This is a genomic window from Pseudonocardia sp. NPDC049635, assembly GCF_040659795.1.
In the GTDB taxonomy this organism is placed as follows: Bacteria; Actinomycetota; Actinomycetes; order Mycobacteriales; family Pseudonocardiaceae; genus Pseudonocardia.
The window spans coordinates 42,550-55,065 of sequence record NZ_JBFAON010000022.1 but is presented as its reverse complement, the minus strand read 5'-3'; the positions used below and the strand labels follow the sequence as shown (position 1 = coordinate 55,065).

Here is a 12,516-nt window from a genome sequence, read left to right as displayed (position 1 = left end):
CCGGGCTTTAGCGTCGTCCTCACGAACTGACCCGAGGAGACGCCGCACATGACCACCACCACCCCGGAAATCCCGATGGAGGACGTGTCGGAGAAGCGGATCGTGCGCGCCGCCTGCGCGCACGACTGCCCCGACACCTGCGCGATCCTGGTGACCGTCGAGGGGGACACTGTCACCGGCGTCCGGGGTGACCCGGAGCACCCGTTCACCCGAGGCGGCCTGTGCGCGAAGGTGAACGACTACGAGAAGCGTGCGTATCACCCGGACCGCCTGCTCTATCCGCTCCGCCGAACCGGACCGAAGGGCTCCGGTGAGTTCGAACGGATCAGCTGGGACGAGGCCGTCGCCGAGATCTGTTCCCGGTTCACCTCCATCGCGGCCGAGTTCGGCGGCGAAGCGATCATGCCGACCAGCTATCTCGGCAACCAGGGCATCCTCAACGGGCTCACGGTCATGGACCCGTTCATGCACCGGCTCGGCGCCTCGATCACCGAGCGCACCTTCTGCACCTCGACCCGTGGATCGGCGTACCTGCGGACCGTCGGGCCTGCGGTCACCGACCCCGAGGGCATCGTCCACGCCCGCTACATCGTGGTGTGGGGCCACAACATGCTCACCTCCCACCTGCACCTGTGGCCGTTCGTGACCCAGGCCCGCAAGGCGGGCGCGAAGCTGGTGGTGATCGACCCCTACCGCAGCCGCACCGCGAAGCAGGCGGACTGGCACATCCGGATCAGGCCCGGCACCGACGGCGCGCTGGCCCTCGGCATGATGAACGTGATCATCGCCGAGGGGCTCCAGGACCAGGACTACATCGACGCGCACACGACCGGTTTCGCCGAACTCGCGGCGAAGGCCGCCGAGTTCCCGCCCGAACGCGTCGAGGCGATCACCGGTATCCCCGCCGACGACGTCCGGACCCTGGCCCGCGAGTACGCCACCACCCAGCCGGCGGCGCTGCGCGTCGGCACCGCGGTCGAGAACCACCCCCAGGGCGGGCAGGCGTTCCGCGCGATCTTCAGCCTTCCCGCGCTGGTCGGCGCCTGGCGCTACCCCGGTGGTGGCACCCACGAGCTCACCCTGTTCTCGTTCCCGGTGAACTTCGACCGGCTCTCGCGCACCGACCTCATCCGGCCCGGCACGCGCACGATCAACGCCCTTCAGCTGGGCCGCGCCCTGACCGGGGAGCTGGAGCTCGACCCGCCGGTCATGGGGCTGATGGTGTGCAACGCCAACCCCGTGATCACCGTCCCGGAGCAGAACAAGACCATCGCCGGCCTCTGCCGCGACGACCTGTTCACCGTGGTCAGCGACCACTTCCTGACCGACACCGCGCGCTACGCCGACATCGTGCTGCCGGCCACCACGATCCTCGAGCACTTCGACGTGATGTTCTCGTGGGGTCATCTCTACGTGTCGGTGAACAACCCGGCCATCGAGCCGCTGGGCGAGGCCGTGTCGAACGTCGAGATGTTCCGCAGGCTCGCCGCAGGCATGGGTTTCGACGACGACCCCTGGTTCCGCATGACCGACGAGGAGCTGGCCCGCGAGTGTCTCGACTGGGAGGCCCCGGTGATGGACGGGATCACCCTGGAGGGTCTGTGCAAGACCGGCTGGGCGCGGTTGGCGCTGCCCGGCCCGGACGAGGCCCCGTTCGCCGACGGCGGGTTCGGCACCCCCTCGACGAAGGTCGAGTTCGCGCTCACCGGGGACACCGACAGCGTGGTCCCGGTCTTCCGGCAGGGCTACACCGAGCTGCAGGGCGACACCGCGAGCCCGCCGGTCCCCGACCACGTCCCGGAGGTGCCCGACCCGCGCCACCCGCTCAAGATGATCACTCCGCGCGGACACGCCTTCCTGAGCTCGCAGTACGCCAACATGGATCGTCAGCTCAGCTCCGAACAGGGCCAGCACGTGACCCTGCACCCCGAGGAGGCGCAGCGCCGGGGGCTGGTCGCCGGCGCCGTGGCCGAGGTCTTCAACGATCTGGGCGCGTTCCGTGCCGTCGTCCGGGTGGACGACGGAGTGCTGCCCGGCGTGGCCGTGGCCCCGTACGGGTTCTGGCGCAACGGTGACTCCACCGTGGCCGCACTCGTCTCCGGTGACCTCAACGACCTGGGCCGTGGCCCCCGTTACTCGGCGGCGTCGGTCGACGTCCGCCCCGCCTGACGACTCGAGGAGACCCCCATGACCGCAGCACCGTCGACCACCCATCACGCGTCCAGCACCGAGGCCGTCGACTACGAGCCCTTCCTGGTCGGTGGCGAACCGATCGGCGAGGTCCACTGGATCCGCAACGGCGGCGCCGAGGGCACCACCCTCGCCGTCGGCCTGTGGCGTAGCGAGCCGCGCCGCTTCCCGTACCCGTTCACCGCGGACGAGACCATCCACGCGCTGGACGGGGTGGTGGACATCGAGCTCGCCGACGGTTCCGTCGTCACGCTGAAGGCCGGTGACATCGCCTCGTTCGTGAAGGGCACCGAGTCGACGTGGACGGTCCGCGAGCCGTTCCGGAAGCTGTTCGTGGTCAGCGGCCGATGACCGGCCCGGCCCGCTGACATGTGCTACACGGTGAAGTCGATCGACGACGTCCGCGAGCTGGTCGCTGCCGCCCGTGGCCTGGCCGGACTCGTCGATCTCGACGCGCTCGTCCTCCGGGCCTGCCGGCAGCTGCACGGGCTGGTCGGCGAGGACGTCGCCGCGGTGGCGGTCTGCGAGCACCCCGACCAGCTGACGGTGGCCTCCGCGACGGGGATGACGGTGCCCGCCACCATCCCGCACACCCGGCGCGGGGAGGGCCTGGGATGGCTGGCCGTCGAACTGGACGACACCCCGGTCGTCCGGCTCGGCCCGGACGGACCGGAGGCGATGGAGGACACCCCCGCGACCCGGATCGACCAGGCGCTCCTGGACGGGGTGCGTGACGATCCGCTGCTCCGGGTCGCCGCCCGGTCCGGGGTGCGCCGGGTCGTGGCCTGCCCGGTCGGGTTCGGCGGGGCGACGCTGGGTTGCCTGTTCGTCGGACGGCGCGCCGACCAGCCGTTCGACGCGCGGGTCCCGGAGCTGCTGTGGGAGTTCGCCGCCTCCCTCGCCCCGCTGATGGTCACCGCCGTGACCGCGGCCAGGGCCGGCGAGATCGCCGTCGCGCAGGAGCGGGCCCGGATCGCCCAGCATCTGCACGACACGGCCGGGCAGATGCTGTTCGCGATCAGCCTCACGGCCCAGGACCTGCGTGAACGGGCCGATGCCGGGGAACTGGACACGACCGGGCTGACCGGCGCCGCGAGACAGATCGAACACGAGGCCGCGAAGGCCTCGGCGGTCCTGCGGCAGGCCATGCACACGCTGATCCCGCCGGGGGAGGCCCTGCCGGTCACCGTGCGCCGGGACGTCGCGGCGTTCTCCCGGCGTTCCGGCATCCCGGCCGAGACCATCGTCCTGGGGACACCGGTGGAGACCAGCGACCTGGTCGACGACACGATCGTCGCGGTGGTCCGGGAAGGGCTGCACAACGTCGAACGCCATGCCAGGGCGTCCACGGTGTCGGTGACCCTGACCTACCGGCCGCTCGACGTCGCCGTGCTGGTCCAGGACGACGGCTGCGGTCTCACCGTCGTCCCCACGGTCATCCCGTTGCCGGGCAAGGCCCGCAGCCTCGGGCTTCCCGGACTGCACCAGCGTGTCCGAGCGGCGGGCGGCGAGCTCAGCCTGCGCAGCGGCGAGGACGGCGGAGCGGGGTTGCTGGCCAGCCTCCCGCTCGGGTCGGTGGCCGCGTGAGCACCCGCGTCCTGGTCGCCGACGACCATCCGCTGATCGTCACCGGGATCAGCACGGTCCTCGGCCGCGACCCCGGGTTCGAGGTGGTCGGCACCGGCCACTCGGGCCGGGAGACGGTGCGCGCGGTCGAGGAGCTGTGCCCGGACGTCGTGCTGCTCGACGTCCGGCTCGGTGACATGGACGGCGCGCAGGTCGCCCGGATCCTGCTCGACGCCCGTCCCGGTCTCAGGATCGTGATGCTCACCGCGTTCGACGATCCCGGTGTGCTGCAGACCTGCCTGGCCATCGGGGTCAGCGGGATCCTGCTGAAGGGCTCGCCAGATCTCGACCTCGCCGGGGCGCTACGGGAGGTCGTCCGCGGCGGTGTCGTGATCGACGACAGCGTTGCCGCCGCCCTGGAACGGGCCAGCTCGCTGCTCGACGCCGGACCGCCGGTCGGCGTGCGGCCGCGCGAGATGGAGGTGCTGCGGCTCATGGCGATGGGGCTGACCACGCGTGACGTCGCCACCGAGTTGCACCTGTCGGTCAACACCGTCCGCTCCTACACCCAGTCACTGATGGAGAAGCTCGGCGCGCACACCCGGGTCCAGGCGATCGTGCAGGCGAGGAGGCTCCAGCTCATCTGACCGGAGCGCACCCGTCCCGCGGGCTCGTACCCGGGACCGGGCCGGGCGGGCTCAGCCCTCGACGGTGATGGCTGCCTTCGGGCAGCTGCGTGCCGCCTCCTCGACCTGCGGCCGCAACGCCTCGGCCGGGTTCTCGTCGAGGATGTAGAGGTAGTCGTCGTCCCGCACCTCGAACACCTCGGGGGCGACGCCCATGCACACCGCGTTGCTCTCGCAGCGGTCGAAATCCACGATGACCTTCATGGCCTCCATGGTGCCCCCGCAGGCCCTCGCATGCACGACTGAGGATGCCCTGACCTGCGGTTATGCTTCCCTGACCCGCTCAGTGCCCGGCCGCGGTGTGGGCGGGTTCGGGCACCGGGGCCGGGGCGGGGGCGGGTGGCGGGTTGGCGCTGGCCTCCCGCACGGGGGCCGCAGGCGGCGTGGTGTGCGGGAGACCGAGCACCGCGGGAGCGCTCACAGCGGTCGCCGCGGTGGTGGCGGGCAGGGTGTCGGCGGACTCCGGGGCGGGGTCGGCCGGTCGGTCCGCGGGGGACTCCATCAGGGCGGCGACCCCGAGGACGACGCCGATGGTGAGCGGGCCGGCCAGCGCGGCGAGCCGGAGGCGGGTGCCGTCCATGACGATCCTCCACGTCGGTCGACGACCGCGCGGGGATGCGGGGGAGCGATGCGGCCGTCGTCAGGTGATCGGCCGACCGGGCCGGGCCGTTACCGGCCCGGCCCCGGGAGGTCAAGGAAGGCCCGCGTGGACCACCTGAACGGTGTCACTCCCTGCGGAGGATCGGGCGGATCGTGTCGAGGACCGACGCGTCGTCGATGGTCGAGGGAACCGGCTCGTCGGTGCCGTCGGCGATGCCGCGCATCGTCTTGCGGAGGATCTTCCCGGACCGGGTCTTGGGCAGGGCCGGGACGATCGCGACGTCCTTCAGGGAGGCGACGGCCCCGATCTGGTCGCGGACCAGCTGGACCAGCTCGGCGCGCAGCCGCTCCTCGTATCCCTCGGCCTCGGCGTCGACGCCGGACTTGAGCACGACGAACCCGCGGGGGATCTGGCCCTTCATGGTGTCCGCGACGCCGATCACCGCGCACTCGGCGACGTCGGCGTGCGAGGCGAGCACCTCCTCCATCCCGCCGGTGGACAGCCGGTGCCCGGCCACGTTGATCACGTCGTCGGTGCGGCCCATCACGAAGACGTATCCGTCGGCGTCGAGGTGCCCGCCGTCGCCGGTCAGGTAGTAGCCCTCGAACGCCTTCATGTAGGAGTTCACGTAGCGGTCGTCGTCGTTCCACAGGGTGGGGAACGCGCCGGGCGGCAGCGGCAGCTTCGCGACGATCGCGCCGTCGACGCCGGGCTCCACGGGCCTGCCCGTCTCGTCGAGCACCTGCACGTCCCAGCCCGGCATCGGCCGGGTCGGCGAGCCGGGCTTGATGTCGAGCAGCTCGATGCCCGCCGGGTTCGCCGCGATCGGCCAGCCGGTCTCGGTCTGCCACCAGTGGTCGATCACCGGGATGCCCAGCAGGTTCGAGGCCCACCGGTAGGTCTCCGGGTCGAGGCGCTCCCCGGCGAGGAACAGGTAGCGCAGCGACGAGACGTCGTGCTCGGCGAGGAAGGCCCCGTCCGGATCCTCCTTCTTGATCGCCCGGAACGCGGTCGGCGCGGTGAACAGGGACTTCACCCGGTTCTCCGCGACGACCCGCCAGAACTGCCCGGCGTCCGGTGTGCCCACCGGCTTGCCCTCGTAGAGGACGGTCGTGGCGCCCGCGAGCAGCGGCCCGTAGACGATGTAGGAGTGGCCGACGACCCAGCCCACGTCGGACGCGGTGAAGATCGTCTCCCCGGCGTCGACGTCGTAGATGTTGGGCATCGACCAGGCCAGTGCGGTGGCGTAACCGCCGGAGTCGCGCACGACGCCCTTGGGCTTGCCGGTGGTGCCGGAGGTGTAGAGCACGTAGAGCGGGTCGGTGCTGCGGACCGGCACCGGATCAGCGGCCCGCCCGTCGGCGCGGGCCTTCGCGGTGGCCTCCGCCCAGTCGACGTCGATCGGGCCCAGCTGCGCGGTGGCCTGCTCGCGCTGCAGGATCACGGTGGCCTCGGGCTTGCGGTCCGACAGCTCGATCGCCTTGTCCAGCAGCGGCTTGTACTCGATGACCCGCTTGCCCTCGATCCCGCAGGACGCCGAGACCACGACCTTCGGACCCGCGTCGTCGATCCGGACCGCGAGCTCCTTGGCGGCGAACCCGCCGAAGACGACCGAGTGCACCGCGCCGAGCCGGGCGCAGGCCAGCATGGCGATCGCCGCCTCGGGGACCATCGGCATGTAGATCACGACCCGGTCGCCACGGTCGACGCCCAGCCCGCGCAGCACGCCCGCGAACGTCGCGACCTCGTCGCGCAGCTGCGCGTAGGTGTAGGTGCGCCGGCTGCCGGTGACCGGGGAGTCGTACACGAGCGCGGTGCGGTCGCCGTTCCCGGCGTCGACGTGCCGGTCGAGCGCGTTGTGTGCGACGTTCAGTTCACCGTCGGGGAACCAGCGGTAGAAGGGCGGGTTGGAGTCGTCGAGCGCGGTGGCGGGTGCGACGTGCCAGTCGAGCGCCTCCGCCGCGCGGAGCCAGAAGCGCTCACGGTCCTCGACGCTCGAACGGAAGATCTCCTCGTAGCCGGCCACGCGACCCGCCCTCCCTCTGTTGCTCCCGGCGGCCCGCACCGGCCGCCGTCGATGGACAGGACACTAGGAGGTGTCCCCGACAGCCTGCAGCCTCGCGCATCCGGGTGTCGCGGGCGCCCACCCGAACGGAGAGTCCGCTCGGCGTTCCCGTTCGGCCGGTCGTCGTAGAGTGACCGGCAACCTACGTAACGTGATCGGGTGGTCGGTCGACACAGCGCGTGCGGGACCCGGCCGGGTTCATCGGCGGGGCCGGGGAGGGACGGAGGCGGACGCGCGTGCGGCGTGACGGTCGTTGGCACATCCCGGCTGCGCTCGCGGTGCTGGCGCTCCTGCTCGCCGGGTCGGTGGCCGCCGGCTGCGGGCGGGCCCTGCCGGCCCCCGCGGGCGCGGCGGAGTGCGGCCCCGGCTGGGTGGCCGGGTGGCACGCGGCGCAGCAGGCGGTGCCCGGTGACCAGCTCGCCGGCCGGACGCTGCGGATGGTCGTGCGCCCGCAGGCATCCGGGGACGGGCTGCGGCTGCGGCTGTCCAACCGGCACGGTGACGGCCCGCTGCACGTCGGATCCGTCACCGTCGGCCGGGCGGAGACCGGTGCCGCGACCACGGATCCCCGGCCGCTGCTCATCGGGGGTCGCCCCGACGTCGGTATGGACCCCGGCACGGACGTGCTGACCGACCCGCTGCCGGTTCCCGTCGAGCGGGGCGTCCCGCTGACCGTGAGCCTGTACCTGACGGACGTACCGGCGACCATCAGCTCCCATCCGGTCGCGATGCGCACCACGTGGCTGTCCGGGCCGGGGGACCGCACGACCGAGCCGGGGGCGGACGACTTCGGTACCACGCTGCAGTCGTGGCCGGTGCTCTCCGGGCTCGACGTGCTGGCCCCCCGACCGACCGGCGGGGTGCTCGTGATCGGCGACTCGCTGGTCGACGGTGTCGGGAGCACCCCGAACGGTGACGACCGGTTCCCCGACGGTCTCGCCGCCCGGTTGGTCGCGGAGCAGGAGACGACGACGGTGCTCAACGCGGGCCTGTCCCGCAACCGGCTGTTGCAGGACGACCCGCCCGCCGGTGGGGACGCTCCGGCGACCCGGTTCGACGTCGACGTCGCGCCGCTCGCCGGGGTCCGCGACGTGATCCTGTTGATCGGCACCAACGACCTCGCGGCCGGAGCAGGTGCGGACGAACTCGTGACGGGCCTGCGGGCCTTCGCCGACCGGGGGCGGGCCACCGGGCTGAGAGTGTTCCTCACCACGATCCCGCCGTCGACGAGTGGCGGCAGGGACGTCGAGGCCGTCGTCGCGGCCCGGGACCGGGTCAACGAACGGATCCGCGCCGACGGCCCGGGCTGGGCCGACGGGGTGATCGACGCGGCCGCGGTACTCGCCGATCCGGGTGACCCGACGCGGTTGCGGCCGGAGTACGACTCCGGGGACGGTCTGCACCCCTCTCCGGCCGGATACCGGGCGCTGGCGGATGCGGTGCCGATCAGCGCGCTGTCCGGGGCGCCGTGCCTCGCCTCGGCGTCCGGCTGAACCTCGTCGCCGGGCCACCGCGCGCGGTGACCGTCCCGTCACCCGGGAAGGGGCGTGCAGGGCCCCCGCACGATCGGTAACGTCTTGGTCACGGCCACAGCACGTGGCGGTACCGGCGAGACCCGGCACCGCGGCGCGACCCACGGACCGAACCCGGGGGTGTGCCAGGGACACGGGACGCCCTGACTGCCTACGGGGAGGCGTCATGAGCATCGGTGCGAAGCGCAGTACCGACGAGGAGACCGGGTCCATCCCGGCCCCACGGAACGCGGCCGACGCGTTCAAGGTGTCCGACGACCAGGTCCAGAAGGCCCGGCTCGTCGTGGCGAAGAACTCCGCCGACTCCGGTGACCTCCGCGAGCTCCTCGACATGCTCGGGTTGATCTCCTCGAACCCCGACCAGCCACCGCCGGTCGCCCGCTGAGCTTCCCGGGCGGGCCCTGACCGGCCACGACGGTGGAACGAGGGGGGTGCCTGCAGGGGGCTCCGGAGCGATGTCGTATGGTTTCACCGCTCCCAACGGACAGCCGTTGAGGGAAGGACGAGCCTCGCCGGTCGTCCAAGCCCCCATCGTCTAGCGGCCTAGGACTCCGCCCTTTCAAGGCGGCAGCGCGGGTTCGAATCCCGTTGGGGGTACGGTTACACCAGTAAGGCCCAGTGGCGCAGTTGGTTAGCGCGTCGCCCTGTCACGGCGAAGGTCGCGGGTTCGAGTCCCGTCTGGGTCGCTCCACTCTCAGGATCCCCGGTTCACCGGGGGCCGGGGCCAGGTAGCTCAGTTGGTACGAGCGTCCGCCTGAAAAGCGGAAGGTCGGCGGTTCGACCCCGCCCCTGGCCACACCTTCCCACCAGGCGATTCTTCCAGCCTGGCTCGCGCGACATCGCTCAGCTGTAGCAGTTGCCGCAGCAACGCGCTGGCCGTTCGAACTGCTCCTGGCGCAGCGCCCGGGCCCCGCGACCGTCCCGACGGTGCGTACGCATGACCGCCGAGGGCCAGGCGCCTGTCGTCTTGCCGCCGAACTCCTGGACGACGTCGAAGGCGGCCCCGAGGTCGCGTGGCAGGCTCGCGCAGCTGCGTCGGCGGAGGCGATGAGCGGGACCGTCCGGCGAACGGTCCTTGTCGTAGGGGGTCTCACGTCGGGGGCGTCGACGTTCGCGTGCGTGTCCGTTCCATCCAGGCCGCGAGCTGGCTGCGTCGTGCGAACCCGAGCTTGGTCAGCGCGCGGCTGATGTGCCCTTCCACCGTTCGGTGCGAGAGGACCAGCCGCTCGGCGATCTCGCGGTTGGTCATGCCCCGCGCGACGAGGCCGGCGATCTCGTACTCGCGCGGGGTGAGGTACTCCTCGGCGGAGTGCAGCGGATCGGGTGCATGGGCGAGCGCGTAGTCGAGGATGTCCCTGGCGTTGGTGGAGGCCCCGTGCTGGAAGGCGGTCTCGAAGATCGGGTCGCCGAGGGTCTCGCGGGCCTGCTGCTCGTAACCCTGCCGGCGGGCCTGCCAGTCGGGGGAGCCGTAGAGCTGGTTGCCGAAGGAGCCCCAGCGCGACGACGCCGCGCCGAGGAGCACCGCACAGCGTTCGTAGCGGCCGTCCGCGGCGGCGGTCCAGGCGGCGAGGTCGAGAGCCAGGGACAGGCCGATCGTGTCGTCGAAACGCGAGGTGGCCCGTAGCGCCTCCTGGGCGAGGCGGCGTGCGCGGTCGACGTCGTGGCTCAGCAGGGCGATGAAGCCGAGCGCGTCGAGGGCGTAGGAGCGGATCCAGCTGTCCCCGGCGGCGCAGGAGCGTTCGTGGACGTCGACGAGCCGGTCCCGGGCGGCGTCGAGATCACCGCACGAGATGCGGAGCAGCCCGACCTGGACGTCGAGGGAGGCGAACAGGACGCCCGAGGCGGCACCGGCAGCGCGGTAGAGGCCCTCGGCCTCGTCGAACAACCGGGTCGCGGCGGTGAAGTCGTCACTGAAGAAGGCCGTCAGACCGGCGGCGTGCCGGGCGTGCGCGACGCGCAGCGGATCGCCCGTGTCCTCGGCGAGGGTGAGTGCCTCCTTGACGAGGCCCTCGGCTGCCGGGTGGTCGCCCTGCAGCGACGCCACGAACGCGGCGGTCGCCAGCGCGGTCGCCCGCTCCGGCCCCGGTAGCGGTGCCGCGGCGAGCGCCCGGGTCAGCCAGCGGCGGTGCTCGGTCATCGACAACGCCACCGACCACTGGAACCACGGCCGGCCGACCAGGCGCAGGGCGGCGACCGGGTCGCCACCGGGTGCCAGCGCGTGGGTCAGCGCCGACCGCAGGTCGGCCTGCTCGATCTTCATCCGACGTACCCACCGGGCCTGGTCGGGGCCGTACCACTCGTCGTCGAGCTGTTCGTGCACGGCGAGGCGGTAGGCGAGATGCCGCGCGGTGAGCGTCCGGGCGGCCGCCTCGGGCAGTCTCTCGCGGCCGAACTCGCGGATGGTCTCCAGCATGCGGAACCGGACGTGGCCGTCCTGATCGTCCTCGTCGCGGATCAGGATCGACTTGCTCGTCAGTCCGGACACCGCGTCGAGCAGCTCGGTGGGTGCCACGCCCTCGGGGAACGTGGCGTCCCGGGCGCAGACGGCCTCCAGTGCGTCCAGGTCGAACGAGCCGGGGAAGACGGTGGCGTGGCTCCAGAGGACGCGTTCGGTCGTGGTGCACAGCTCGTGGCTCCAGGTGACCGTCGCGAGCAGTGTGCGGTGCCGGGCGGGGCCCGCCCGGTCACCCCCGGTGAGCACGGTGAACCGATCGGCGAGCCGGGACAGCAGCTGACGCAGGGAGAGCACCCGTAGCCGCACCGCGGCGAGCTCCATCGCGAGCGGGATCCCGTCGAGCCGTCGGCACAGCTCGACGACGTCCGGGAGAGTCGTCGGGTCGAGCGCGAACCCGGACAGCACCGAGGCGGCGCGGTCGGCGAACAGCGCGACCGCGGGATGGCGGAGGGCCTCCGCGGCGCTGGCCGGGACCGTCTCCGGGACCGCCAGCGGTGCGATCGGCAGCACGTGTTCACCCGACATCCCGACGGCCTGCCGGGTCGTGATCAGCACCCGCAGGGACGGTGCGGCCCGCAGCAGCGGGTGCAGGATCCCGGCGAGTGCGTCCAGGAGGTGTTCGGTGTCGTCGAGCACGAGCAGGACGGCGCGGTGCTGGAGATGCTCGACGAGCGACTGCAGCGCCGATGCCGGGGTGGTCTCCCCGGTCGAGATGCCGAACCCGTCGAGCAGCGCCTGCGGGACCAGCTCCGGGTCGCGCAGCGGGGCCAGCTCGATGGTGCGCACACCGTCGGCGAAGGCGGCCGTCGCCTCGGCGGCGACCCGCCGGGCCAGCCGGGACTTGCCCACACCCCCCGGCCCGACGAGGGTGACGAGCCGGTGACTGCGGACCGCGAGGCGGATCTCGGCGAGTTCCCGGTCGCGACCGACGAACGACGTGAGCTCGCTCGCCGTCCGGGCGCCGGGGTCAGGGGGCCTGACCACTGCCGGGGTGGGCCGGGACCGGGCCGCGCGGACCCGTTCCTTGAGCGCCGTCAGCGAATGCGGCCAACCGATCCGGCGGGCGATCTCGGGCGCGGACAACCCGGGTTCGACGGCGAGCAGTGCCTGGATCTCGGCGGTGACGTCGTCCGCACCGCTCCGGCGGGCCGCCGCGGAGGACCGGTTCGGCGGGGCGTCGGACTGCAACGCGCGACGGACCGTGTTGCGGGAGATGCCCTTCTCCCGCGCGATGGCCTTGATCGCCGCGCCGGCAGCGTGCCGGGTCCGGATGTCCAGCCAGGTCTCGGTGTCCACGGTGCGGCCTCCCAGCTCGTCGTCGTCGACGCTCCACCGCAGGTCTAACACGGCTTCCCCACGTGGTCGACGCCGACCTCGGACCCCCCATCGGGCCCCGCGTGCCCGGCCCCCGGGGGCCGCAC

10 protein-coding genes and 3 tRNA genes are annotated in these 12,516 nt (G+C 72.5%); 9 read left to right on the top strand and 4 right to left on the bottom strand.

Going from position 1 to position 12,516, the window contains the following annotated elements; genetic code table 11:
* The first annotated feature begins 48 nt into the window (after window positions 1-48).
* The 4 genes from AB0J24_RS22490 to AB0J24_RS22475 are packed head-to-tail and all read left to right on the top strand — an operon-like array spanning window position 49 to window position 4,403.
* A complete protein-coding gene (locus AB0J24_RS22490) occupies window positions 49-2,169 on the top strand; it encodes a molybdopterin-dependent oxidoreductase (protein WP_358684384.1) in 2,121 nt (706 codons plus the stop codon).
* Window positions 2,170-2,187: 18 nt separating this feature from the next.
* Window positions 2,188-2,541, top strand: coding sequence for a cupin domain-containing protein (locus AB0J24_RS22485; protein ID WP_358684382.1), 354 nt, complete (start codon window positions 2,188-2,190; stop codon window positions 2,539-2,541).
* 30 nt (window positions 2,542-2,571) lie between these two features.
* Window positions 2,572-3,777: a histidine kinase gene (locus AB0J24_RS22480; protein WP_358684380.1), complete on the top strand. Its 1,206-nt coding sequence runs from the start codon at window positions 2,572-2,574 to the stop codon at window positions 3,775-3,777.
* Window positions 3,774-4,403 carry a response regulator transcription factor gene (locus AB0J24_RS22475; RefSeq protein WP_358684378.1) on the top strand — a complete coding sequence of 210 codons (630 nt, stop codon included), beginning with the start codon at window positions 3,774-3,776 and terminating at the stop codon, window positions 4,401-4,403. The genes AB0J24_RS22480 and AB0J24_RS22475 overlap by 4 nt, the downstream gene beginning before the upstream one ends.
* A gap of 51 nt (window positions 4,404-4,454) precedes the next feature.
* Here the strand turns inward: AB0J24_RS22475 and AB0J24_RS22470 are convergent, their stop codons facing one another.
* From AB0J24_RS22470 to AB0J24_RS22460, 3 genes are all read right to left on the bottom strand, one after another.
* Window positions 4,455-4,646, bottom strand: coding sequence for a ferredoxin (locus tag AB0J24_RS22470; RefSeq protein WP_344024545.1), 192 nt, complete (start codon window positions 4,644-4,646; stop codon window positions 4,455-4,457).
* Window positions 4,647-4,725: 79 nt separating this feature from the next.
* The gene (locus tag AB0J24_RS22465) at window positions 4,726-5,022 is read right to left on the bottom strand and encodes a hypothetical protein (protein WP_358684376.1); all 297 of its coding nucleotides are present in this window, start codon (window positions 5,020-5,022) and stop codon (window positions 4,726-4,728) included.
* Between the two features lie 145 nt (window positions 5,023-5,167).
* Complete coding sequence (locus AB0J24_RS22460) at window positions 5,168-7,069, bottom strand: propionyl-CoA synthetase (protein ID WP_358684374.1); 1,902 nt, start codon at window positions 7,067-7,069, stop codon at window positions 5,168-5,170.
* Between the two features lie 275 nt (window positions 7,070-7,344).
* Between AB0J24_RS22460 and AB0J24_RS22455 the strand changes: the two genes are divergently transcribed.
* The 5 genes from AB0J24_RS22455 to AB0J24_RS22435 all read left to right on the top strand — a co-directional run bounded on the left by AB0J24_RS22455 (window position 7,345) and on the right by AB0J24_RS22435 (window position 9,436).
* Window positions 7,345-8,601 carry a GDSL-type esterase/lipase family protein gene (locus AB0J24_RS22455; protein WP_358684372.1) on the top strand — a complete coding sequence of 419 codons (1,257 nt, stop codon included), beginning with the start codon at window positions 7,345-7,347 and terminating at the stop codon, window positions 8,599-8,601.
* Window positions 8,602-8,806: 205 nt separating this feature from the next.
* Window positions 8,807-9,025: a hypothetical protein gene (locus AB0J24_RS22450; RefSeq protein WP_358684370.1), complete on the top strand. Its 219-nt coding sequence runs from the start codon at window positions 8,807-8,809 to the stop codon at window positions 9,023-9,025.
* Between the two features lie 139 nt (window positions 9,026-9,164).
* Window positions 9,165-9,237 (top strand) — tRNA-Glu (locus AB0J24_RS22445).
* A 15-nt stretch (window positions 9,238-9,252) separates the two neighbouring features.
* Window positions 9,253-9,326: transfer RNA gene (locus AB0J24_RS22440), tRNA-Asp, on the top strand.
* A 36-nt stretch (window positions 9,327-9,362) separates the two neighbouring features.
* A tRNA-Phe gene (locus AB0J24_RS22435) sits at window positions 9,363-9,436 on the top strand.
* A 294-nt stretch (window positions 9,437-9,730) separates the two neighbouring features.
* Here the strand turns inward: AB0J24_RS22435 and AB0J24_RS22430 are convergent.
* Window positions 9,731-12,442, bottom strand: coding sequence for a LuxR C-terminal-related transcriptional regulator (locus AB0J24_RS22430; protein WP_358684368.1), 2,712 nt, complete (start codon window positions 12,440-12,442; stop codon window positions 9,731-9,733).
* Between the last annotated feature and the right edge of the window lie 74 nt (window positions 12,443-12,516).